Origin of the sequence: Pseudomonas sp. KB-10 (assembly GCF_018221585.1) — a bacterium.
GTDB classification, from domain to species: Bacteria; Pseudomonadota; Gammaproteobacteria; order Pseudomonadales; family Pseudomonadaceae; genus Aquipseudomonas; species Aquipseudomonas yangonensis.
Genome location: NZ_QYYB01000010.1, coordinates 79,724 through 100,345 on the forward strand (window position 1 = coordinate 79,724; position 20,622 = coordinate 100,345).

18 protein-coding genes and 1 pseudogene are annotated in these 20,622 nt (G+C 63.7%); 14 read left to right on the plus strand and 5 right to left on the minus strand.

The window, feature by feature from the left end:
- Positions 1-69: 69 nt before the first annotated feature.
- Positions 70-171: pseudogene (locus tag DXK50_RS22625) on the minus strand (tRNA dihydrouridine(20/20a) synthase DusA); the annotation flags it as partial.
- Positions 172-458: 287 nt separating this feature from the next.
- Between DXK50_RS22625 and DXK50_RS22630 the strand changes: the two are divergent.
- The 8 genes from DXK50_RS22630 to DXK50_RS22665 are packed head-to-tail and all read left to right on the plus strand — an operon-like array spanning position 459 to position 6,557.
- On the plus strand, positions 459-1,658 hold the full coding sequence (locus DXK50_RS22630) for a PepSY-associated TM helix domain-containing protein (protein WP_212631807.1): 1,200 nt from the start codon (positions 459-461) through the stop codon (positions 1,656-1,658).
- On the plus strand, positions 1,655-2,194 hold the full coding sequence (locus DXK50_RS22635) for a thiamine pyrophosphate-binding protein (RefSeq protein ID WP_161867793.1): 540 nt from the start codon (positions 1,655-1,657) through the stop codon (positions 2,192-2,194). Before DXK50_RS22630 ends, DXK50_RS22635 begins: the two co-directional genes overlap by 4 nt.
- The gene (locus DXK50_RS22640; RefSeq protein WP_212631808.1) at positions 2,191-2,511 is read left to right on the plus strand and encodes a hypothetical protein; all 321 of its coding nucleotides are present in this window, start codon (positions 2,191-2,193) and stop codon (positions 2,509-2,511) included. The genes DXK50_RS22635 and DXK50_RS22640 overlap by 4 nt, the downstream gene beginning before the upstream one ends.
- Positions 2,508-3,077: a DUF6162 family protein gene (locus DXK50_RS22645; protein WP_212631809.1), complete on the plus strand. Its 570-nt coding sequence runs from the start codon at positions 2,508-2,510 to the stop codon at positions 3,075-3,077. The genes DXK50_RS22640 and DXK50_RS22645 overlap by 4 nt, the downstream gene beginning before the upstream one ends.
- A gap of 15 nt (positions 3,078-3,092) precedes the next feature.
- A complete protein-coding gene (locus DXK50_RS22650) occupies positions 3,093-4,028 on the plus strand; it encodes a metal ABC transporter substrate-binding protein (RefSeq protein ID WP_212631810.1) in 936 nt (311 codons plus the stop codon).
- On the plus strand, positions 4,025-4,783 hold the full coding sequence (locus tag DXK50_RS22655; RefSeq protein ID WP_212631811.1) for a metal ABC transporter ATP-binding protein: 759 nt from the start codon (positions 4,025-4,027) through the stop codon (positions 4,781-4,783). The genes DXK50_RS22650 and DXK50_RS22655 overlap by 4 nt, the downstream gene beginning before the upstream one ends.
- Positions 4,780-5,685 carry a metal ABC transporter permease gene (locus DXK50_RS22660; RefSeq protein ID WP_161867788.1) on the plus strand — a complete coding sequence of 302 codons (906 nt, stop codon included), beginning with the start codon at positions 4,780-4,782 and terminating at the stop codon, positions 5,683-5,685. Before DXK50_RS22655 ends, DXK50_RS22660 begins: the two co-directional genes overlap by 4 nt.
- Positions 5,682-6,557: a metal ABC transporter substrate-binding protein gene (locus tag DXK50_RS22665; protein ID WP_212631812.1), complete on the plus strand. Its 876-nt coding sequence runs from the start codon at positions 5,682-5,684 to the stop codon at positions 6,555-6,557. The genes DXK50_RS22660 and DXK50_RS22665 overlap by 4 nt, the downstream gene beginning before the upstream one ends.
- 57 nt (positions 6,558-6,614) lie before the next feature.
- On the opposite strand, the gene DXK50_RS22670 is transcribed toward DXK50_RS22665, so the two are convergent.
- Positions 6,615-8,651: an NADH:flavin oxidoreductase gene (locus DXK50_RS22670; protein WP_212631813.1), complete on the minus strand. Its 2,037-nt coding sequence runs from the start codon at positions 8,649-8,651 to the stop codon at positions 6,615-6,617.
- A gap of 233 nt (positions 8,652-8,884) precedes the next feature.
- Here DXK50_RS22670 and DXK50_RS22675 point away from each other — a divergent pair, with 233 nt between their 5' ends.
- The 6 genes from DXK50_RS22675 (at position 8,885) to nahK (ending at position 18,558) form a co-directional block, all read left to right on the plus strand.
- Positions 8,885-9,559: a TetR/AcrR family transcriptional regulator gene (locus DXK50_RS22675; protein ID WP_212631814.1), complete on the plus strand. Its 675-nt coding sequence runs from the start codon at positions 8,885-8,887 to the stop codon at positions 9,557-9,559.
- 11 nt (positions 9,560-9,570) lie between these two features.
- Positions 9,571-10,389, plus strand: coding sequence for a pyrroline-5-carboxylate reductase family protein (locus DXK50_RS22680; protein WP_212631815.1), 819 nt, complete (start codon positions 9,571-9,573; stop codon positions 10,387-10,389).
- Between the two features lie 134 nt (positions 10,390-10,523).
- Positions 10,524-12,914 (plus strand): pyrroloquinoline quinone biosynthesis protein PqqF, encoded by a 2,391-nt coding sequence (gene pqqF, locus DXK50_RS22685; protein ID WP_212631816.1) that lies wholly within the window; start codon positions 10,524-10,526, stop codon positions 12,912-12,914.
- A gap of 355 nt (positions 12,915-13,269) precedes the next feature.
- The gene (locus tag DXK50_RS22690) at positions 13,270-14,454 is read left to right on the plus strand and encodes a porin (protein ID WP_212631817.1); all 1,185 of its coding nucleotides are present in this window, start codon (positions 13,270-13,272) and stop codon (positions 14,452-14,454) included.
- A gap of 368 nt (positions 14,455-14,822) precedes the next feature.
- A complete protein-coding gene (gene nosP / locus DXK50_RS22695) occupies positions 14,823-15,986 on the plus strand; it encodes a nitric oxide-sensing protein NosP (RefSeq protein ID WP_161867781.1) in 1,164 nt (387 codons plus the stop codon).
- Positions 15,916-18,558 (plus strand): hybrid sensor histidine kinase/response regulator NahK/ErcS', encoded by a 2,643-nt coding sequence (gene nahK / locus DXK50_RS22700; RefSeq protein WP_212631818.1) that lies wholly within the window; start codon positions 15,916-15,918, stop codon positions 18,556-18,558. The genes nosP and nahK overlap by 71 nt, the downstream gene beginning before the upstream one ends.
- 144 nt (positions 18,559-18,702) lie before the next feature.
- On the opposite strand, the gene DXK50_RS22705 is transcribed toward nahK, so the two are convergent.
- From DXK50_RS22705 to DXK50_RS22715, 3 genes are all read right to left on the minus strand, one after another.
- The gene (locus tag DXK50_RS22705; protein ID WP_161867779.1) at positions 18,703-19,122 is read right to left on the minus strand and encodes a GNAT family acetyltransferase; all 420 of its coding nucleotides are present in this window, start codon (positions 19,120-19,122) and stop codon (positions 18,703-18,705) included.
- Positions 19,123-19,254: 132 nt separating this feature from the next.
- On the minus strand, positions 19,255-19,920 hold the full coding sequence (locus tag DXK50_RS22710) for a response regulator transcription factor (protein WP_161867778.1): 666 nt from the start codon (positions 19,918-19,920) through the stop codon (positions 19,255-19,257).
- A 23-nt stretch (positions 19,921-19,943) separates the two neighbouring features.
- Positions 19,944-20,519 carry a PQQ-dependent catabolism-associated CXXCW motif protein gene (locus tag DXK50_RS22715; RefSeq protein ID WP_212631819.1) on the minus strand — a complete coding sequence of 192 codons (576 nt, stop codon included), beginning with the start codon at positions 20,517-20,519 and terminating at the stop codon, positions 19,944-19,946.
- Between the last annotated feature and the right edge of the window lie 103 nt (positions 20,520-20,622).

The following is a 20,622-nucleotide window of genomic DNA, read 5'->3' on the forward strand; positions in this document are numbered from 1 at the left end:
TGACGTATGGGATGCTAAGAGACTGCTTAAATTAAAATATGATTTTTATATATTATTGATTTTATTAGATAAATAATAAAAACAGGTCCAATCCATCATCGGCGCCACGGAGAAGCGGCGGGACAGGGTAGGGCGTGTGCTGGTGATGGAGATGTTCGATTCTTGAGGCATCGTCACTCTGGTTGTTGGAGGCCGACTTCACCCTTTCTGCGTCCTTGAGGGGAAACAGTCGGGATGCTCGACGGCGAATAAAGGGGGCGATTCTACCAAGAAAAGAACGCATAGCGTGCCGGGCGTGGGTTGACCCGCTGGTTGGTAGTAAAGCTCGCTGAATAAAAATTTTTTTCATCTGCACCTGCGGGTTTTTCCCATCTCATCCGTCCTATATGGATGAACACTCGATTTGTGTTTCTCCAGCCCCAGTCATTGCCTTATAGGCGTTTACCCCTGGTTTGCCGATGTCAAAGAAATCCCGCTCCAGAATCTGGTTCCTCGTTCATAGTTGGCTGGCGTTGCCGGTCTGGTTTTTTCTGCTGATCATCTGTGTCACCGGTACTTTGGCCACGGTCAGTCAGGAGATTGTCTGGCTGGCCAACCCGGATGTACGTGCCAGCAAGCCGACCGATGATGCCGAGCGCCTGAGCTACGGTCAGGTGTTGCAGGCCATCAGCCGCGCCGAGCCGCAGCTCTTCGTGCAATCGATCAGTCGCCCGCAGGAGGACCACTTCGCCCTCACTGCGCGGGTCAGCTATCCGGATGGCACCTCACCCACGCTCTACGTCAATCCCTATACCGGGGCGATCCAGGGCATCAGCCCGCAGTTCGACTTCCGTCAGTTCACCCGTGCCCTGCATGGCTGGTGGTTGGTGCCCTTCACCAATGGTTTCAGCTGGGGCTGGTATCTGGTGTCGCTGATGGGCCTGCCGATGCTGGCTTCTCTGGTGACCGGGCTGGTGGTCTACAAGAAGTTCTGGAAGGGTTTCTTCAAGCCGACGCTGCGCTTCAACCAGGGCGCGCGTATCTTCTGGGGCGATTTTCATCGCCTTTCCGGCATCTGGTCGATCTGGTTCATCGCCGTCATTTCCATCACCGGCGTATGGTTTCTGATTCAGGCGCTGCTGTTCGACAACCACGTTTCCATTTCCACCGAAGGCATACCACCGGTGGTGGCGCGTGAAGAGGTACCGGTGATCGAGCCTGGCGGCAGCGTGTCGCGCATCGATATCGATCACGCCGTCGATACCGCCGCACAGCGCATTCCCGGTCTGGAGGCGAGTTTCGTCAGCCTGCCAGGCAATGCCTACAGCCATATCTTCGTCGGTGGTCGTGGCTGGTATCCCTTGATGTTCCAGTCGGCTGCGGTCAACCCCTACACCGGCAACGTCGACCAGACCCGCCTGCTGTCGGACCGTTCTGCCCTGGAATTCGTCACCGAGTCGATGCGACCGCTGCACACCGGTGATTTCGGCGGTCTTTGGCTCAAGCTGGTGTGGTTCGTGTTCGGGCTGTTGCTGAGCATGATGGTGCTCAGTGGCCTGTTGATCTGGAGCAAGCGTACCGTCCAGGCCACCGCCGCGCTGGCCAAGCGTAAACCGCGTGCCGCGCGCCAGCGCACGGCGCCCATTGCTATCGGTGAAGCCCCGGAGGGCCAGTCATGAGCAAGGCAGTGACATTGCCATCTACGCCTTTGGGACGCCTTTGGCACAGGTGGCGTTTCCACCTGAACATCCTGCTGGTGATCATCCCGCTGGCCTTCATGCCCAAGTACTTCAAGGACGTTTCCCTGTTTCGTGGCGAGAGCGGCCTGGGCGAGCGTGAGATCGGCGAGGTGCAGGTCGGTCCGTGGAGCCTGCGTCTGGCCGAGTTGCGCGATGAAGCCCCGAAGTTCGAGGGCCCGGCGGGTTACATGAAGAACTTCAATGCCGCGCTGTGCACCACGTGCATCGATCAGGTCAAGGCTACCTACCTGCGCATCGGCAAACCGCGCAGCCTGCGCGCCGCCGGCGCGATCTTTTTCGGCAGCCCCTATCGCATGGGCGCCAGCCTGCCCATTCCACCGCGGACCAAGGCCGATGCCGAACTGTGGATCACCATGGAAGGCTGGGACGGCTCCCTGCATCAGGCATCCATACCGCTGGCCCAGGCATCGCCTGCCACCCGGGCCTGGCTGAATCAACGAGGAGGCAAACCATGAAGAATCTGTATCGCTCACTGCTGCTGGCGGCGACCGGCACATTCAGCTCCTTGGCGCTGGCGCACAACCCGGTCTGCCAGTGTGAAGCGCAGGGCGATGAGGAGATTGTCTGCGTTGGCGGTTTTTCCGACGGCAGTGGTGCGCCAGGCGTGACGCTGGACGTAATCAGCTACGACGAGGAAATCCTCGTCGCCGGTAAGCTCGGCGACGACTCCAGCCTGAGCTTCAAACGCCCTGAAGGTGAGTTCTATGTGCTGTTCGATGCCGGTCCCGGCCATGTGGTGGAAATCGACCATCTGGATATAGAGGCTCCATGAGCACCCAGGTGGTTCGTCCTGCAGGCGCAGGGCATGAAACGCTGTATGTGTGTCTGCTTGCGCTGGCCATCCTGTTGTGTGCCGGGTTGGTGGTGATGTGGCAGGCGCAGCCGCAGACGCAGCAGAGTGCCGTCGATACCTCCCGGTTGGATGCGCGTCGCGACCTGCGCGCGGCCGAGCAGGGCATTCACACCGACCTGCTGGTCGCCCTCGACGAGATTCGCCTGTATCTGGAGGACGAGCAGCGCCTGCCGACTCCAGCGCAGCTGGCAGAGGAGGGCTTTCCTCCGTTCATCGCCGATGCCAGCGCCGTCAACCGCGGCGGACATACCTGGCAACTGCTGCGCAGCGATAGCACTACCGCCTATTTCGGCCGCAGCAATGCCGAAGATACGGCAGGCTCGTTTCTGCTGCTGCTCGACGGCGAGGAGGCCAGCGTCTGGCTCAATCGCTCGGCCCTCAACGACGCCCCGATTGACCTGCACGAACAGGCGCTGAACGCTGCTGGCTGGCGCCAGGTGTTCAGCGAGTTCGATGCAGGCGTTACCCGCCAACACCGCCACTGAATTTCGGATTTGCCCATGTCGACCTACTCTCGCTTCCCACTGCGCTGCCGCATGTTGGCCGCTTTCCTTGTCTGCCTGAGCGCCGTTCTGTTGCCCGCTCTGAGCCACGCTGAAGGCAAGCGCCTGCGTGTCGGCATCACGCTGCATCCATACTACAGCTACGTCAGCAACATCGTCGGCGACAAGGCTGAAGTGGTGCCGCTGATTCCGGCAGGCTTCAACCCGCATGCCTACGAACCGCGTGCCGAAGATATCAAGCGCATCGGCAATCTGGATGTGGTCGTGCTCAACGGCGTAGGCCACGACGACTTCGCCGAGCGCATGATCGAGGCCAGCGAGAAGCCGCAGCTGCCGTTGATCGAGGCCAATGCCGGCGTGCCTCTGCTGGCAGCGACCGGCCAGGCTGCACGCGGCGCGGGCAAGGTGGTCAACCCGCACACCTTCCTTTCGATCAGTGCGTCGATCGCCCAGATCAACACCATCGCCAGGGAGCTGGGCAAGCTCGACCCGGATAACGCCAAGGCTTACCGCGAGAATGCCCGCGCCTATGGCAAGCGCCTGCGTGCTCTGCGTGCCGAGGCGCTCGGACGCCTGAGCCAGGAGCACGGTGCCGAGTTGCGTGTGGCGACCATTCATGGCGCCTACGACTATCTGCTGCGTGAGTTCGGTCTGGAGGTGACCGCCGTGGTCGAGCCGGCGCATGGCATCGAACCCAGCCCCAGCCAGTTGAAGAAGACCATCGACCAGCTGCGGGATCTGGACGTGCAGGTGATCTTCTCGGAGATGGACTTCCCCTCCACTTACGTCGAGACCATTCAGCGTGAATCCGGCGTGCATCTGTATCCGCTCACGCACATCTCCTACGGCGAATACAGCGCGGGCAAATACGAAGAGGAGATGACCCGCAACCTCGATACCGTGGTACGTGCGATTCAGGAGAACGGCGCATGACGGCGGTCGAAACCTTGCCGACTGCGACGATTACCGGGCCCTCGATCGATTTTGCCGAAGTCAGCCTCGAGCTTGGTCGTACCCCCATCCTCGAGCGGATATCGTTCCAGGTGCAAGCCGGCAGTGTGCATGCGCTGGTCGGCCCCAACGGCGGGGGCAAGAGTTCGCTGATCAAGACCCTGCTCGGGCAAATGCCGCACCGTGGCGAGCTGAGCCTGAGCTGGCCGGATGCGCCCGGTGTCATCGGTTATGTACCGCAGGCGCTGGAGTTCGACCGTGGCCTGCCGATGACGGTGGATGATTTCATGGCTGCCATGTGCCAGCTGCGCCCAGCCTTTCTTGGCCTGTCCAGACGTCACGCGCCGTCCATCGATGAGGCGCTGGCGCGGGTTGGCATGCTCGACAAACGCAAACGGCGCATGGGCGCGTTGTCCGGTGGTGAGCGTCAGCGTGTGCTGCTGGCTCAGGGGTTGGTGCCGGCTGCACAGCTGCTGATCCTCGACGAGCCCATGGCTGCGCTGGACGAGCCGGGCATGCGGGTGTTCGAGATGTTGTTGAAGGACTGGCGCCGGGCTGGCGTAACCGTACTCTGGGTCGAGCACGACCTGGGTGCGGTCGGACGGCTGGCTGACCGTGTCACCGGTCTGAACCGCCGCGTGCTGTTCGATGATGCGCCGCAGCAGGCACTGAAACCGGAGCGTCTGCTGCAGTTGTTCTCCAGTCACCCTCAGGCTGCGGGGAGGAGCGAGCAATGAGCGCCTTCTTTGAACAGCTGCGGCTGCTGATCCAGGCATGGGCCGCTGCTGGCTATCTGCCTGACACGCTGGCCTATGGCTTCGTCATCAATGCCCTGTTCGCCGGGCTGCTGATCGGTCCGGTGCTCGGCGGGCTGGGCACGCTGGTGGTGGTCAAGCGTTTCGCCTTCTTCTCCGAGGCCGTTGGTCACGCAGCGCTGACCGGCGTCGCCATCGGCATTCTGCTTGGCGAGCCTTATACCGGCCCCTATGGCAGCCTGTTCGGTTACTGTCTGTTGTTCGGTCTGCTGCTCAACTATCTGCGCAACCGTACCGGTCTGTCGCCGGATACGCTGATCGGCGTATTTCTCTCCGTATCGCTGGCCGTAGGTGCCAGCCTCCTGCTGGTGCTGGCCGGGCGCATCAATATCCATATTCTGGAGAATGTGCTGTTCGGCTCGGTGCTCACCGTCAATGCGCAGGACCTCGGCGTGTTGTCGCTGGTCTCGCTGCTGGTCATGGCCCTGACCGTGCCGCTGTACAACCGCTTCATGCTGGCCAGCTTCAACCCGCAGCTGGCCGCCGTGCGTGGTGTCGCGGTGAAACCTCTGGACTACCTCTTCGTCATGCTGGTGGCACTGGTCACTGTCGCGGCGGTCAAGGTCATCGGCGCCATTCTGGTCGGTGCGTTGCTGGTCATTCCGGCTGCCGCCGCCCGTCTGCTCAGCCAGTCGCTGAAGGGCTTCTTCTGGCTGTCGGTGGTGATCGCCACATGCTGCACGCTGGTTGGAATCTTCCTGCCCATCGCCCTGGAACTGCCGGTGCCGTCCGGTGCTTCGATCATCATCATGGCCGGCCTCGTGTTTGCCGGCGCCGCTATCGCCCGTGGCCTGCTGCCCGGCCTCAAAGGGAACCTCGGATGAACAAGAAACTGATCAACCTCGCCGTTGCTGTCGGGATCCTGCTGGCTACAGCGGTGGCGGCAGCCGAACCCATGCGCGTGCTGACCAGCTTGCCGGTGACGCATGGCCTGGGTTCGGCGCTGCTACAAGGCACCGGGGTCGAGGTCGTGCGTGCCGCCCCGGACAGGCTCCCAGCCAGCCGGCAGATCTCCTTTTTCAGCGGGCGCGGAGCCGCAGCACTGGAAAAGGCGGCGAGCGAGGCCGATGCGGTGATTGCGCTGCGCTCGCTGTGGCCGGACGACCCGCTGTATCCCATGGCGCGGCGCAGCAATATTCGTATCGTCGAAGTGGATGCGGCTCGCCCCGTGGACGGTGCATTACCCGGCATCGCATTGCGTTCACAGGGCGGTGATGCGCTAGCTGAGCAGCCCTGGCTGAGCGTCAACAATCTTGGGCGCATGGCCGATGTGATCGCGGCGGACCTGGTGCGCCTGAGCCCTGGCGACGCGCAGCAGATCGCGACCAACCTGGCGCAGATCAAGCAGCGCCTGCTGGCCTTGAGTGCCGAGAGTGAGAAGCGGCTGGCGCAGTTGGACAACCTCAGTGTTGCCAGCCTGTCCCCTGGCTTCGAGTACCTGACCACCGGTCTCAACCTCGATGTGATCGAACTGCCAGAGGGCGAGCTGGGTGAAAACCAGGCAGCACTGCAGTCCGTGCTGGAGGACAACGACGTGCGCCTGGTGCTGAGTGACCGCCCGGTAAGCGACGCCTTGCAGGCCGTTCTGCAGCATGCCGGTGCACGCCTGTTGGTGATCGACGTCTCGTCTGACGAGCCGGTGACGGCGTTGGGCGATATCATCGGCCAGGTCATCGAGGGACTCGCCCATCCCTGAGGCGATAAGCAGGTATCCGAAGCGCCCGGCGTGAACCGGGCGCAACGAGCCGCCTGATCAGAGATCCTTGACCAGGCGCAGGGCGTCGTAGATGGCAGCGTGGGTGTTGCGCGCGGCCACCGCGTCGCCGATGCGGAACAGCTGGAACTCGCCGTCCGGATTGTCTTCGCGCTGCTGCGGCTTGCCGACGATCAGATCCTGATATTCGACCGCACCGAGGTTGCGCGAGAAGGGCTTGAGCTCCAGATACAAATCGTCCATTGGCCGGGTGCCGTGGTTGATCACCACCTGATCGACCTGGCGCTGCTTGCGCACCCCGCCGTAGTCGCTTTCGATCTGTGCCAGCAGTGTCTGGCCTTCACGTGCCACCGAGGTCAGGCGATAGGTGACGGTGAAGGTGGTGTCGAGTTTCTGCAGCGAGCGCATGTAGGGCACCAGATTCATCGCCATGACTTCCGGTGCGAAGCTGCGATCCGGGGTCATTATTTCCAGGCTGGCGCCGCTCTGGGCAATCAGCTCGGCGGCCTGCAGGGCCGTGTGGTCGCCGGCGTCGTCGAACAGCAGCACGTTGCGTCCCGGTTTGACGTCGCCGGAGAGGATGTCCCAGGCCGAAACCACCAGTTCGTTGCCGCTCTCCAGCACCTCGGTGTGCGGATAGCCGCCGGTGGCGACGATGACCACGTCGGGCTGCTCGCTACGAATGGTCTCGGCTTCGGCCCAGGTATTGAAATGAAAGCGCACGCCCAATGCGTCGCACTGGCTCATGCGCCAGTCGATGATGCTGAGCATCTCGCGCCGGCGCGGGCTTTGTGCCGTCAGGCGAATCTGCCCGCCGGGCTGGTTGGCGGCCTCGTAGACCACCACCTCATGGCCGCGCTCGCCGGCCACTCGCGCTGCCTCCAGCCCGGCCGGGCCGGCCCCGACGATGACCACCTTGCGCCGCTGGGCAGCCTTGTCAATCTCGTGCGGCATGCTGGTTTCGCGACCCGTGGCGGCGTTGTGAATGCAGTAGGCGGCGCCGCCCTGGTAGATGCGGTCCAGGCAGTAGTTGGCGCCGACACAGGGGCGGATATCCTCTTCGCGCCCGGCGAGCAGCTTGCGCACGATATGCGGGTCGGTCATGTGCGCGCGGGTCATGCCGATCATGTCGACCTTGCCCGAGGCGATGGCATGGCGCGCGGTGGCGATGTCCGGAATCTTCGCCGCGTGGAAGGTCGGGAAGTCGGTAGCCGCGCGGATCTGCCCGGCGAAGTCCAGGTGTGGAGAGTTATGCATGCCCTGGATCGGGATGACATCGGTCAGGCCGGCGTCGGTATCGATATGGCCGCGGATGACGTTCAGGAAGTCGACCATGCCGCTTTCCTTCAGGCGCCGCGAGATGTCCAGGCCTTCCTCGGCGCTGATGCCGCCCTTGAGGGCCTCGTCGGCGGTGTAGCGCACGCCGACGATGAATTCGTTGCCGACCCGCTGACGCACCGCGCGCAGCACCTCGAAGGTGAAGCGCAGGCGGTTGTCCAGCGATCCGCCGAAGGGGGCGTCCAGCTCGTTGGTCAGCGGCGACCAGAATTGGTCCATCAGGTGCCCGTAAGCCTGCAGTTCGATGCCGTCGAGGCCGGCGGCCCGCATGCGTTCGGCTGCGTCGGCATAGTCCTTGATGATGCGCTCGATATCCCAGTCCTCGAGTTTCTTGGGAAAGGCGCGGTGCGCCGCCTCGCGCTGATGCGAGGGCGACACCACCGGCAGCCAGTCGCCCTTGTCCCAGCGCGTGCGCCGGCCGAGGTGGGTGAGCTGGATCATCACCGCCGCGCCATGCTCGTGGCATTCGTCGGTAAGGTCCTTCAGCCAACCAACCACTTCATCCTTGTAGGCCAGGATGTTGTTGAACACCGGTGGGCTGTCGCGGGAAACGGCGGCAGAGCCGGCGGTCATGGTCAGGGCGACGCCGGCCTTGGCGCGTTCGACGTGGTAGGCGCGGTAAAGCGCCTTGGGCATGCCGTCCTCGGGATAGGCCGGCTCATGCGAAGTGGTGATGATCCGGTTGCGCAGGGTCAGGTGTTTGAGCTGGTACGGCTGAAGCAGTGGATCGCTGGACATGCTCGGAACTCCAGAGAAGAGCGAAAAAAGCAAAATGTACATATGTGTCAATTAAGCTGACTTATCTGTACATTCAGCGCAACAGCCTATGTCGTATCTGGCTAGCAGTGGTCGCAGTTAAGCGGTTTTCGAAGCCAGGCGTGTCTAGGAAATGTACAGGTATGTCGTGTGGATAGACTGCGTTGCACTCTTTTCGCGTTGTAGACCCGCCAGCGGGCCGCTACCATCGCGCTATGAATACACCGACAAAATCAAGTGAAGGCGGCTGGCGCGGCTCAGCCGACGGCTGGCTGGAGGCAGCGTATGAGGTCCTGATCGAATCAGGCGTCGAGGCTGTGCGGATTCTGCCGCTGGCGAAGAAGCTGCAACTGTCGCGTACCAGCTTCTACTGGTTCTTCAAGGACCGCGAGGAGCTGCTCTCGGCACTGCTGGAGCGTTGGCGGGCGAAGAACACCGACAATCTGGTCGGGCAGACCCAGGCCTATGCCGAGAGCATCAATGAAGCGCTGCTCAACGTCTTCGACTGCTGGCTGAGCCCGGCGCTGTTCGACTCGCAGTTCGAGTTCGCCGTGCGCAGCTGGGCACTGCAGGACTCCAGAGTGGCTGCCGAGGTCGAGCTGGCCGACAAGACGCGCCTGGCAGCCCTGGCGGGCATGTTCGCGCGTTTCGGCTACGAGGCGTTGCCTGCCGATGTCCGCTCGCGTTCCCTGTACCTGACCCAGATCGGCTACATCAGCATGAACAGCCGTGAGGACCTTCTCGTGCGCATGCAGCGCATCCCGGAATACGTGAGGATCTTCACCGAGCAGGCGCCCGAGCCGCGTGAACTGCAGCGCTTCTATGCTCGCCATGGTTTCACGGTGAGCGAGCCTGTGCTGGTCGCCACTGCGACCAGTGAGCCGACCTGAGAGGTACGCGCATGTTCAGTGGACGCAAGGTTGGCATTATCGGTGGGGGCGGTTGGCTGGGGCGCTCGATTGGCGGTTCGATGCTTGAGCGAGGCGTGCTGGCGCCGGCTGCGCTGATGCTCTCCAGCCGCAACGGGCGGGTCGAGGGTTTCGACGCCTGGCCAGAGGTACGACTGACTGCAGACAACCGTCAGCTGGCGCAATGGGCCGACATCATCGTGCTGTCGGTGCGCCCCGAGCAGTTCGCGGCAGTCCAGATCGAGGCTGCCGACAAACTGGTGATTTCCTTCATGGCGGGTGTCTCGCTGGCTACGCTGATGGCTCGCACCGGCAGCCACCGGGTGATTCGTGCCATGCCCAATGCGGCAGCGCAGATCGGTCGGTGCTATACGCCCTGGTATGCGGCCGAGCAGGTCAGCGCCGCCGACAAGCGCTTCACCCAGGCAATGTTCGACAGTTGCGGCAGTGCTGACGAGGTGACCAGTGAGCGCGACCTCGATTACCTGACTGGCCTGGTCGGTGCCGGGGCAGCCTACCCGGCGCTGCTGGCCGAGGCTTTGCTGGCGCACGCGCTGGCCAAGGGGTTGCCGCAGCAGATCGCCGAAAACGCCGTGCGCGGAGTGGTGACAGAAGCGAGTCAGCTGCTTGGGCGCGGTGGCATGCCGCCGGCGCAGATGGTCCAGGCCATGCTCGATTATCGCGGCACTACAGCCGCCGGCTTGCAGGCCATGATCGACGCGGGCTTTCGCCAGAGCGTCGATGCCGGTCTCGACGCTGCCGAGACGGCGGCGCGGCAGATGCAAGAGCGCTACGTCAGGCCGGACAACTAGCCTGCCCGACCTCACTGAGGCCCAAGCGCTGCCGGCGAATACGACCCTGGATGCAGTTCACCCCGGCCAAAGCAGCATTGTGCGGTGCTGGTGTAAGGTTGACGCTTGAGCGAAAGCTGCCCAGAGAGCGATCCATGCACCAACGAGTCCAAGCTATCACCCACTCCAGGCGCCTGACCAACGGCGCCGAGTTGCGGGTGTTGCAGCAGAGCTGGGCGCAGGACGCGGGGATCTGCCTGCGGGTCGCGGCGGGCAGTCATGACGAACCCGAGGCCTATCCCGGCCTGGCGCACTTTCTCGAGCATCTGCTGTTTCTCGGTAGCCGCGATTATCCCCGTGAGCAGGGTTTGATGGCGTTCGCCCAGCGACTCGGTGGGCAGGTCAATGCCTCGACGCAGGCGCGACATACCGATTTCGTCTGTCAGCTGCCGGCCGAGCAGTTACAGCCGGCACTGGCCCGTCTGCTGGACATGTTGCGTTGGCCGCTGCTGGAGGTCGAGGCGCAGCTGCGTGAGCGTGAGGTGTTGCACGCCGAGTACCAGGCACGCAGCCAGGATGGCGACAGTCGTATCGACCACGCTCTGGGTCAGGCATTGGCTGCCGGACATCGCTGCGGCGACTTTCTGGCCGGTGATCGCAGCACGCTGGCTGTGGAGCAGCCGGAGTTTCAGCAGGCGCTGCGTGACTACCATCGCCAGCACTATCGTGTCGCGAATATGTGTCTGACGCTGGTGGGACCGCAGCCGCCGGAGCAACTGCTGGCCATGAGCGAAGCCGTCCTGGGGCCATTGCCAGCGACTGAATCCGAGCCAGCCACTCCGCCGGTTGCTCTGCTGCCACTGCGTGCATCCCGACTGAATCTGCAACATGGCTCCAGCCACGTACACTTCGGGTTTGCCGCGCAGGTCGATGGGGACGCAGCAGACGCCGCGCTGGAGTTATTGCTGGACGCCCTGCATGACCCCGCCTGTGGTGGTCTGCTCGATGGCCTGCGTAGGCGACAACTGTGCCGGCAGTTGCAGGCGCGGGTGCTGTATTGCCATGCCGGGCAATGCTTCCTGCGTCTGGACTTTCAAGGCGCTGGTGAAGAACAGGGCTCTCGCTTGCGCGGGGCATTGATGAGCTGGGCCAGACAGGTGCAGGGGCATACGCATTGGCAGCGGCGCAGACGTCAATGGCAGCAGGCCTTGACGCTGCGGCAGTTCGGGTTGGCGCCGCTGGCATTGGCGCGGCATCTGCAAATGGGGGCGTTCGACGCAAACCGTACCCTGGCTGCTGTGGATTTTTTGTTGAGTCAGCTGGCTGACGGTGAAGGGCTGATCGAGTTGTATTGCACTCAACAGCCGCAGACGCCTTGGCCGGCGACCGGCCTGGTGTTGCCGCTGCAAGCCTCGGTGGAGCCCGCTGCTGCGCTGACGTTGGATTTCGATTTTCGCCTGGCCAGTGAAGAACCTTTGCTGGCCACCAGTACGGCGTTCATCCCGGATTCGCTGCCGCCCGCCCGCCTGCGGCATTACCCGGGGCAGGGCGCCGGCGGCCCGGCTGCGCTTTATTGGCGCGGCCCCTGTACCAGCGCAGGCTCGACGGATGGCATCGATGCCAGCTTGCAGGCGCGCATTGCCGACTTGCGTTGGCGTGGTGAGCGGCTGGGTATTGCCTGCCAGCTGAGCGTGCAACCGGGGCGCTGGACGCTGGTGCTGCAGGGAACGGCAGCGCTGTTGCCGGCATTCAGCGGCCTGATCATGCCGCTGCTGTTGGCGCCCGATAGCGAGCCGCTGGAGCCTGCGCCCCAGGGCATGCTGCTGCGCACCTTGCTGCAGCATCTGCCGGCGCTTTGCCCGTGCAGCGATGATGCGACTCTGCAGGCGCTGAGTGTCGGGCTGGATGATGCCGAGCGCGTGCAACTCGAGGAGCTGTGCCTGGCGGTCGAGCCACTGGGTGATCTGCCGGGATCGCCGGCCGGATGCCCGGGCCTTACCTGGCATCAGCAGACGCAGCCCGGTAGCGATGCGGCGTTGCTGCTGTTCTGCCCGCTACCTGTTGCCGATGCGCACACCGAGGCGGCCTGGCGCCTGCTTGGACTACAGCTGCAGGGGCGTTTTTATCAGCGGCTGCGTGGCGAGTTGCAACTGGGCTATGCCCTGTTTGCCGGCTTTCGCCAGGTAGAAGGTTGCAGGGGGCTGCTCTTCGCCCTGCAGTCGCCGGTATGCGATGCGGCCGGGATCTACGCCCATGTTCGCGGCTTTCTTGAGGAGCAGCGCCAGGCGCTTGCCGCGCTGGACGATACAGCGCTGACAGCGGGACGTGCGGCGCTGCAGATGGCGCTGGCTCCCGCCACGGCAAACCTGCCTCGCGCCGAGCAGCTGTGGCAGTTGTATCTGGCCGGGCTGCCCGAATCGCATCCGCAACGGGTGCTGCAGGCGTTGGCGACCTTGACGCAGCACGATCTGCTCGATGCACTCGGTCAGTTGCTGCGCGCCAACGACTGGCGCGTGCTGGCCAGCGGTGCGCCTTCGCCGGCTTAGGCCGCGTTCTAATCGGCTCCCTTTGCGCGCGACGCCCCTCGAGTTTCCGGTGTGCTTTTTCTGTAGCCGCCCGAGGCGAAGCCCTTTGCGGTCGCGCCAGCGTTGTTCGTCGCCTGGCGCGCCTCCCGGGGTTTGGCGTCTGGCGCGCTTCTACGCCCAAGGGCTGGCCAGGTACTACGACCTTTCTCCCGCTACCGGTAGCAGGTCGGTCGCGAGCCGGCCGAAGCGGGCCGGTAGCGCCCGGCCAAAGCAGCAGCCAATCGCTGCCAAGGCAGCGTATGGCCTGCCTGGCCCGCTTTCGATAATCGCCTCCGACACGACTGCCCTGGCGGTCGCCACTCAAGCGGAGAGCGTTATGCACAACAACAAGATCGCCATCACTCGATTTCTGCCCCTGACCCTGGCCACTGCCGTCGCCCTGGCGACTGCGCAGCAGGCCGCCGCCGAGATCGTCCTGTACGACAAGGACGACACCACTTTCTCCACCGACGGCTACATCAACGCCTTCTACGTCAACAGCGACGTGGACCGTGACGGCGAGCAGTTCGACCGTCGCCAGTCGCGGGTGAAGATGGGCTTTCTGCCCAACTGGATCGGCTTCAACTTCGGCAAGCAGATCGACGACCTCAAGCTGAGCGGTCGCTCGTCCTTCTGGGTCACCATCAACGACAGCGAAACCAATGGCACCGACACCGCCATCGACGTGCGTCAGTTCTACGGCACCGTTTCCAGTCCGGAGTGGGGTGAGGTGCTGGTGGGCAAGGACTTCGGTCTGTTCTCGCGCTCCAACATCTTCCTCGACGAGCTGCTGGCCGGGTACGGCAACGTCTCCGACACCCTTGGCCTGGTGGACGGCAACGGCGTGTCCTTCGGCAACATCGGTACCGGCTACCCGTATCCGTTCCCGACCTCGCAGATCACCTACCGCAACAACAATCTGGCTGAAGGGCTGCGCGTCGCAGTGGGCATCATGGACCCGGTCGACACCAATGACGACAGCGCCACCGGCAAGGCCTACCAGGAAAATCCGCGCTTCGAATCGGAAGTCAGCTACCAGTTCGATCTGGGCGGCTCGACCATCTACACCTGGGTCAACGGCGCCTACCAGACCTCCGAAAACACCGACGACACCGTCGACAAGGTCACCTCCAAAGGCCTGGGTTATGGCGTGCAGGCCAAGTTCGGCGGCCTGTCGCTGACCGGTTCGGGTTTCCAGGCCAAGGGCATCAACCCGTTCTTCACCAACAACCTGGGCGAGCCGACCCTGCGCGATATCGACAGCGATGGTTACCTGCTGCAGGGCTCCTACACCTGGGGCAAGAACCGTGTGGCGCTGTCCTATGGCAAGACCGAGGACGACGGCAACGGTCTGGGCGTGGCGGCGGACTACGAGACCCGCGGCATCGCCTATTTCCGCACCATCAACGACAACCTCAAGCTGGTCGCCGAGTACAACCAGTACCAGATCGACGCCGCCGCCGGCAGCGGTCTGAACGAGGACACCGATACCTTCGCCGTGGGTGCCGTGCTCAGCTGGTAAGCACCAATGCACAAGGCCGAGCAGGGGGCGACCTCTGCCCGGTCTTTTTTTGTTCTATGGCTTCCTGGGCTACTTACGCCGACCCTACACAAGCACGGTGCCGTCCCAGGCAGGGTGCGCCATGCGCACCAGTTTGTAGGGCGGGTGCAACCCGCCGTTTCCCCGTTGGCGGGTTGCACCCGCCCTACCTATTGAATTGCAGCGGGTTGTCGACCAATGCATGGCGTGACCAGGGTGGCGGCGTGCGTCGCGTACTGCTTCGCGAGTACGCCCTACGGATCGACTACCCAGTACTCAAGTAGCATGGGGCCTCTGCGGCCTCCTTCGTAGAATTTCCCCATGATCAGCAGGTGCATTTGGGGCGTGATATGGCCTTGGAACAGTCGGAGGGCGTGCTTAGCGCCGTCTCCAGCACGAAGGATGTGGAATTGGCCGCCCAGGAACTGGCACGCCAGCTGATCCATCCCTATCTCGGCTTCGTGCTGTTCTTCTGCTCGGCCGAGTACGATCTCGACGGCCTCGGCCAGGCACTGGAGGCGCACTTCGGTGGCGTCAGCCTGGTGGGCTGTACCAGCGCCGGCGAGATTACCCCGCAGGGCTACGGTCGTGGCTGCGTGGTGGCGCTGGGCTTCGATCTGCGCTGCTTCTCCATCGCCAGCGTGCTGATCGACGAGATGGAGCGCTTCAATCTGCTCGATGCGCAGCAACTGGTCGATGGCCTGGTCAAGGATTGCCGCAGCAACGAGCTGGCCTCGATCAAGGGCCACAGCTTCGCCCTGACCCTGCTCGATGGCCTTTCCAGCCGCGAGGAACTGGTGCTCGGCGCACTCAGTGCGGCGCTGGGCAGCATCCCGCACTTCGGCGGCTCGGCCGGCGACGACAATCACCTGACTCACACCCACGTCTATCACGGTGGCCGTTTTCACAGCGGTGCGGCGGTCGTGGTGCTGTTCAACACCTGGCTGGAGTTCGAGGTGTTCAGCACTCATCACATTCAGCCCAGTGCCGAGAAGCTGGTGGTGACCCGTGCCGACAGTGCCACGCGCCGGGTGTACGAGCTCAATGCCGCGCCGGCCGCGCAGGAATACGCCGAGCTGATCGGCGTGCCGGTCGAGGCCCTGGATCTGCGCGCGTTCGCTGCCTATCCGCTGGCAGTGCGGATCAGCGATCACTACTACGTGCGCTCGATCCAGCAGGTGCATGACGACCTCAGCCTGACCTTCTACTGCGCGGTGGAGAACGGCATCGTCCTTACCGCCATGCGCCCCGGTCCCTTGCTGCCGAACCTTGCGCAGCTGTTCGCCGGGCTGGAGCAGCGCCTCGGTCCGCTGCTGCTGACCATCGGTTGCGACTGCTTTCTGCGTCGCCTGGAGATCGAGAACGATGGCGGCGTCGAGTCGGTCGCCACTCTGCTGCGCCAGCAGCGGGTGATCGGCTTCAACACCTACGGAGAGCAGTTCAATGGCATGCACATCAACCAGACCTTCACCGGTGTCGCCATTGGCCGACCTGTTGGGCGCGGCGAGCGCTGAGCTGCAGGCACGCTGTACGGCGCTGGAGCAGGAGAACGCCAAGCTCAAGCGCATCAACGCCGCGCTGATCGAACGGGTCGAGTCGATCCATTCCCGTGGCGATGACGCCTACGCGGCCTTCCAGCATTCGGTGGTGCTCTCCGAGCAGGTGCGCGAGCGCACCGACGCGCTGAACCAGGCGATGGCCGAACTGAAATCCAGCAACCAGTTGCTCAGCGACGCGCGGCTGCGCGCCGAGACTGCCCACCAGCACCTGATCGACGCCATCGAGAGCATCTCCGATGCCTTCGTGCTGTTCGACGATCGCCAGCGCATCGTCCTCTTCAACAGCCGCTTCAAGGCCTTGTGGGCGCGCAGCCGGGCGCGCATCGGCACGGGCACGCGGCTGGAGGAGATCAAGCGCCTGAGCCGCAGCACCGGCCTGGTGGTGGAGGCGCAACTCGGCAAGGAGGGCGAGCCGAGCCTGTTCCGCCTGCAGGACGGGCGCTGGGTGCAGGTCAGCGAGCGGCCGACCCGCGAAGGCGGGCTGGTGATCCTCTACACCGACATCACCGAGGTGAAGCAGAGCGAGGCGCTGCGCCGCGAGCAGGCCCTGGCGCAGAAGTCGCGCCTGCTGCAGCGCGCGGTCGACAACCTGTCGCAGGGCATGGCCATGGTCAATGCCGAGGGCGCGCTGGAGTTGTGGAACCACCGTTTTCTCGAACTCTGCGGGCTGGCGCCGATCAATGCCCACCGGCCGTTCGCCGAAGTGATGGCGGAAAGCGAACTTGAGCCGCTGACCCCGGACAGCCGCGATGCCGCTGGCAAACCACTGCGCCAGGTGGAGGTGCGCCTGTTCGACGGGCGCATGCTGGAAGTGCGCACCCATCCGCTGCCTACCGGCGGCTTCGTCAATACCTTCACCGATATCACCGAGCGTCATCGCCAGGCCCAGGCGCTGAGCGACAGCGAGCGCTGGATCCGCCTGATCACCGACCACGTGCCGGCGCTGATCGCCTATCTGTCGGCCGACCTGGTCTACGAATTCACCAACAAGGTCTACGAGGAATGGTACTGCTGGCCGCGCGGCGCCATGCTCGGCCAGAGCCTGCGCGAAGTGCACAGCGAGGAGCATTGCCTGCGCCTGGAGCCCTACGTCGAGCTGGCGCTGTCCGGCGAGAGCGTGACCTTCGAATTCGCCGAAACCAACCACAACGGCCAGGAGCGCTACATGCTGCGTTCCTACGTGCCCAACCGTCAGGCCAGCGGCGAGGTGGTCGGTATCTTCGTGCTGATCCGCGATATCACCGAGCGCCGCCGCACCGCCGAGGCGCTGCACCAGGCCTACCAGCATCTGGAGCAGCGCGTGCGCGAGCGTACCGCCGAACTGACCACGGTGAACGACCAGCTGCGCCGCGAGATCGACGAGCGCACGCAGATGGAGGCACGCCTGCGTGAGGCCAAGGGCGAGGCCGAGCAGGCCAACCTGTCCAAGACCAAGTTCCTCGCCGCGGTCAGCCATGACCTGCTGCAACCACTCAATGCTGCGCGGCTGTTCACCAGCGCGCTGCTGGAGAAGAAGGACCTGTCCGGCTGCGCACCGCTGGTGCGCAACGTCAGCAACTCGCTGGAAGACGTCGAGAGCCTGCTCGGTACGCTGGTGGACATTTCCAAGCTCGATGCCGGGGTGATCAAGCCGGATATCGCGCCGTTCGCCGTCAGCGAGCTGCTGGAAAACCTCGCCGCCGAGTACCACCAGATCGCCCGCAGCGAGGGCCTGCGTCTGGACTACCTGCCCAGCTCGGCGCTGGTTCGCAGCGACGTGCAGCTGCTGGCGCGGATTCTGCGCAACTTCCTTAGCAACGCCATTCGCTACACCGCCAGCGGGCGCATCCTGCTAGGCTGCCGGCGGCGCGGCAACAGCCTGTCCATCGAGGTCTGGGACACCGGCATCGGCATCGCCCAGGACAAGCTCGGCGAGATATTCCAGGAGTTCAAACGCGGCGATAACGTGCAGCGCAAGCAGGACCGCGGCCTGGGCCTGGGGCTGGCGATCGTCGAGAAGATCGCGCGTATGCTCGGCCACCGCATTCGCGTGGCGTCGCAGCAGGGCAGGGGCTCGATGTTCGCCGTCGAGGTACCGCTGACCCGCCGTGCACCACGCGCGCGCAGGGTGCAGGACAGCCCGGATCAGTTGCTCGAACGCCTCAGCGGCGCGCGGGTATGGGTGCTGGATAACGACGCGGCGATCTGCGCCGGCATGCGCACCCTGCTAGAAGGCTGGGGCTGCCGCGTGGTTACTGCACTGTCCGAAGAAGACCTGGCGCGCCAGGTGGACAACTACCACGCCGAAGCCGACCTGCTGATCGCCGACTATCACCTCGACGACGAGCGCAATGGTGTCGACGCCGTGGCGCAGATCAACGCCCGACGCAGCACGCCGCTACCGGCGCTGATGATCACCGCCAACTATAGCAACGAGCTCAAGCAGCAGATGCGCGAGCTGGGCCACAGCCTGCTGCACAAACCGGTACGGCCGATGAAACTGAAGGCGGCGATGAGTCATTTGATGGAGCGTGGGGCAGGGGCTTGAGTTCAGGTCGACATGCTACTTGCAGGATCACGCCGTTCTGCCCCGGATTTCATCCGGGCTGCGATTCGCTTTGGTGAGTAGGGTGGATGTCGCTTTTTACATCCACCGCAGCGGTGGATCGGTAGAGCGTGATCGGGCTTGCGGTCAATCATCCGCAATCAGCCGCTTACCGAGGCTGACCGAGGCATCGATCTTGTAGCCAAGTCGCTCGTAGAAGGCCAATGCCGCCGCGTTGGTGTCGCGCACCTGCAGGCTGAGTTTGGGACAACCCAGGGCCAGAAGTTGCGCTTCGATATAGGTCATCAGCTGACGGGCCAGGCCCTGCTGGCGCCGCTGCGGGCACACCGCCAGGTAGTTGACCCAGCCGCGATGGCCTTCGTAGCCAGCCATGGCCGAGGCCACCAGCTTGCCGTCGATTTCCCCAACCAGAAACAGCTCAGGCTGCACCGTAAGCTTGCGCTGGATGTCCTTGTGCGGATCGTTCCACGGGCGGGTCAGGTCGCAGCGTTGCCAGAGATCGACGACGGCGGCTTCGTCGGAGAGCTGGAAGGGGCGGATGTGCATGGTGGGCTCCAGTCGGTGAGGCCGCCGTTTTAGCACGGGTTGATGACGGGAGTCAGGACAACCTCGTGTGTCACTCCCGCGAAGGCAGGAGCCCAGATGTTGCGCGCGGGATCGACGCTCACTCCTCAGGAACTAGCGCCGCAGATAGGAGGCGAAGTCGATATCGCCGGCCGAGAGAATCGCCTGCACACGGTTATGCACGCCCAGCTTGCGCAGTATGGCCGAGACGTGCGCTTTGACCGTGGTTTCGGCGATATCCAGGCTATAGGCGATCTGCTTGTTCGACTCGCCCTTGGTCATGCGCTCAAGCACCAGCAGCTGCTTGCGCGTCAGGGCCTGCAGCAGTTCAGGGGCGATGCTGGGGTTGTCGTGGTGCTGGCGCGAGCTGCCGCTCTTCTGTGAGCGGATGATATCCGGCGGCAGGTAGACGTTGCCGTCGAGAATCTGCGCGATGGCGTCGGTCATCTGTGCGCGCGGCGAGGATTTGGTGATGAAACCCACTGCGCCATAGGTGATGGCTTGCAGCACGATCTGCTTGTCCTGCTCGGCGGAGACGATCACCACCGGGATGGTCGGCGCCTCGTTGCGCAGGTTCATCAGACCGCCCAGGCCATGCATGCCGGGCATGTTCAGGTCGAGCAGGATCAGATCCAGGTCGTCATGGCTCTGGGTCAACTCCAGGGCGCTGTCCAGGTCGGCGGTTTCCATGATCTCGCTGCCGGGGAACCCGTCGGCGATGACGTTATGGATGGCTTCACGAAACAGCGGATGGTCGTCGGCAATCAGAATCTTGTACATGGCCTTGCACCTCGTTGTCGTGATTATTGTGTGGCAGTGGGCGTGAGGAAAACAGCAGGCAGTTCGGCGGGTTGAGCGGGCACCAGAGGCAGGCCGGCCTGTTCCCAGGCATCGACGCCATCACGGTACCAGTAGAGCTGGCGATAGCCCATGGCCTGGGCGCGACGCGCGGCGTTCCAGCTCAGCCAGCAGTCGGAGCGGCAGTAGAACACGAAGGGTTGGCGCACGTCGCCACGGCTCTGCTGGTGCAGGTAGTGGGTGAAGTAGCGCTGCCATTGTGGGGCCAGATTGCCGTCGCCGGCATTGGCCAGCCACAGACTGCCGGGCAGGTTGGCGTGGGGGGCGTCCTCGACGAAGCGGTCCTGCACGAAAGGGCGGCGGTAGACGTCGATCAGGCGGGTGTCCGGGCGCTCGGCAAGGAGCTTCTGCAGGGCGGGGGTATCGACGACTTCTACACCTTCCAGACTGGACGGTGTCGGGCTGCGGTACTGGCTGCTGCGATAACCATCGGCGTCGAAAAGCTCTTCGGCCTGCGCAAGGCAGGTCAGTAGCACGCAGGCGAGCATCAGGCCCGCTTGCACGGGCAGACGGTACTTCATGGCAAGGTCTCTACTTATTGTTGTAGTGGTATTACAGGCCATGGTCGCAGGCTTGGGAATTCTACGTTGGAGAGGAAAATCAGTACCAAAGTAGTAGAAATGT

Excerpts from the sequence above, each read along its gene's own strand:
- DXK50_RS22630 (WP_212631807.1), top strand. The coding sequence starts at position 459 with ATGTCAAAGAAATCCCGCTCCAGAATCTGGTTCCTCGTTCATAGTTGG.
- DXK50_RS22635 (WP_161867793.1), top strand. The coding sequence starts at position 1,655 with ATGAGCAAGGCAGTGACATTGCCATCTACGCCTTTGGGACGCCTTTGG.
- DXK50_RS22640 (WP_212631808.1), top strand. The coding sequence starts at position 2,191 with ATGAAGAATCTGTATCGCTCACTGCTGCTGGCGGCGACCGGCACATTC.
- DXK50_RS22645 (WP_212631809.1), top strand. The coding sequence starts at position 2,508 with ATGAGCACCCAGGTGGTTCGTCCTGCAGGCGCAGGGCATGAAACGCTG.
- DXK50_RS22650 (WP_212631810.1), top strand. The coding sequence starts at position 3,093 with ATGTCGACCTACTCTCGCTTCCCACTGCGCTGCCGCATGTTGGCCGCT.
- DXK50_RS22655 (WP_212631811.1), top strand. The coding sequence starts at position 4,025 with ATGACGGCGGTCGAAACCTTGCCGACTGCGACGATTACCGGGCCCTCG.
- DXK50_RS22660 (WP_161867788.1), top strand. The coding sequence starts at position 4,780 with ATGAGCGCCTTCTTTGAACAGCTGCGGCTGCTGATCCAGGCATGGGCC.
- DXK50_RS22665 (WP_212631812.1), top strand. The coding sequence starts at position 5,682 with ATGAACAAGAAACTGATCAACCTCGCCGTTGCTGTCGGGATCCTGCTG.
- DXK50_RS22670 (WP_212631813.1), bottom strand. The coding sequence starts at position 8,651 with ATGTCCAGCGATCCACTGCTTCAGCCGTACCAGCTCAAACACCTGACC.
- DXK50_RS22675 (WP_212631814.1), top strand. The coding sequence starts at position 8,885 with ATGAATACACCGACAAAATCAAGTGAAGGCGGCTGGCGCGGCTCAGCC.
- DXK50_RS22680 (WP_212631815.1), top strand. The coding sequence starts at position 9,571 with ATGTTCAGTGGACGCAAGGTTGGCATTATCGGTGGGGGCGGTTGGCTG.
- pqqF (WP_212631816.1), top strand. The coding sequence starts at position 10,524 with ATGCACCAACGAGTCCAAGCTATCACCCACTCCAGGCGCCTGACCAAC.
- DXK50_RS22690 (WP_212631817.1), top strand. The coding sequence starts at position 13,270 with ATGCACAACAACAAGATCGCCATCACTCGATTTCTGCCCCTGACCCTG.
- nosP (WP_161867781.1), top strand. The coding sequence starts at position 14,823 with ATGGCCTTGGAACAGTCGGAGGGCGTGCTTAGCGCCGTCTCCAGCACG.
- nahK (WP_212631818.1), top strand. The coding sequence starts at position 15,916 with ATGGCATGCACATCAACCAGACCTTCACCGGTGTCGCCATTGGCCGAC.
- DXK50_RS22705 (WP_161867779.1), bottom strand. The coding sequence starts at position 19,122 with ATGCACATCCGCCCCTTCCAGCTCTCCGACGAAGCCGCCGTCGTCGAT.
- DXK50_RS22710 (WP_161867778.1), bottom strand. The coding sequence starts at position 19,920 with ATGTACAAGATTCTGATTGCCGACGACCATCCGCTGTTTCGTGAAGCC.
- DXK50_RS22715 (WP_212631819.1), bottom strand. The coding sequence starts at position 20,519 with ATGAAGTACCGTCTGCCCGTGCAAGCGGGCCTGATGCTCGCCTGCGTG.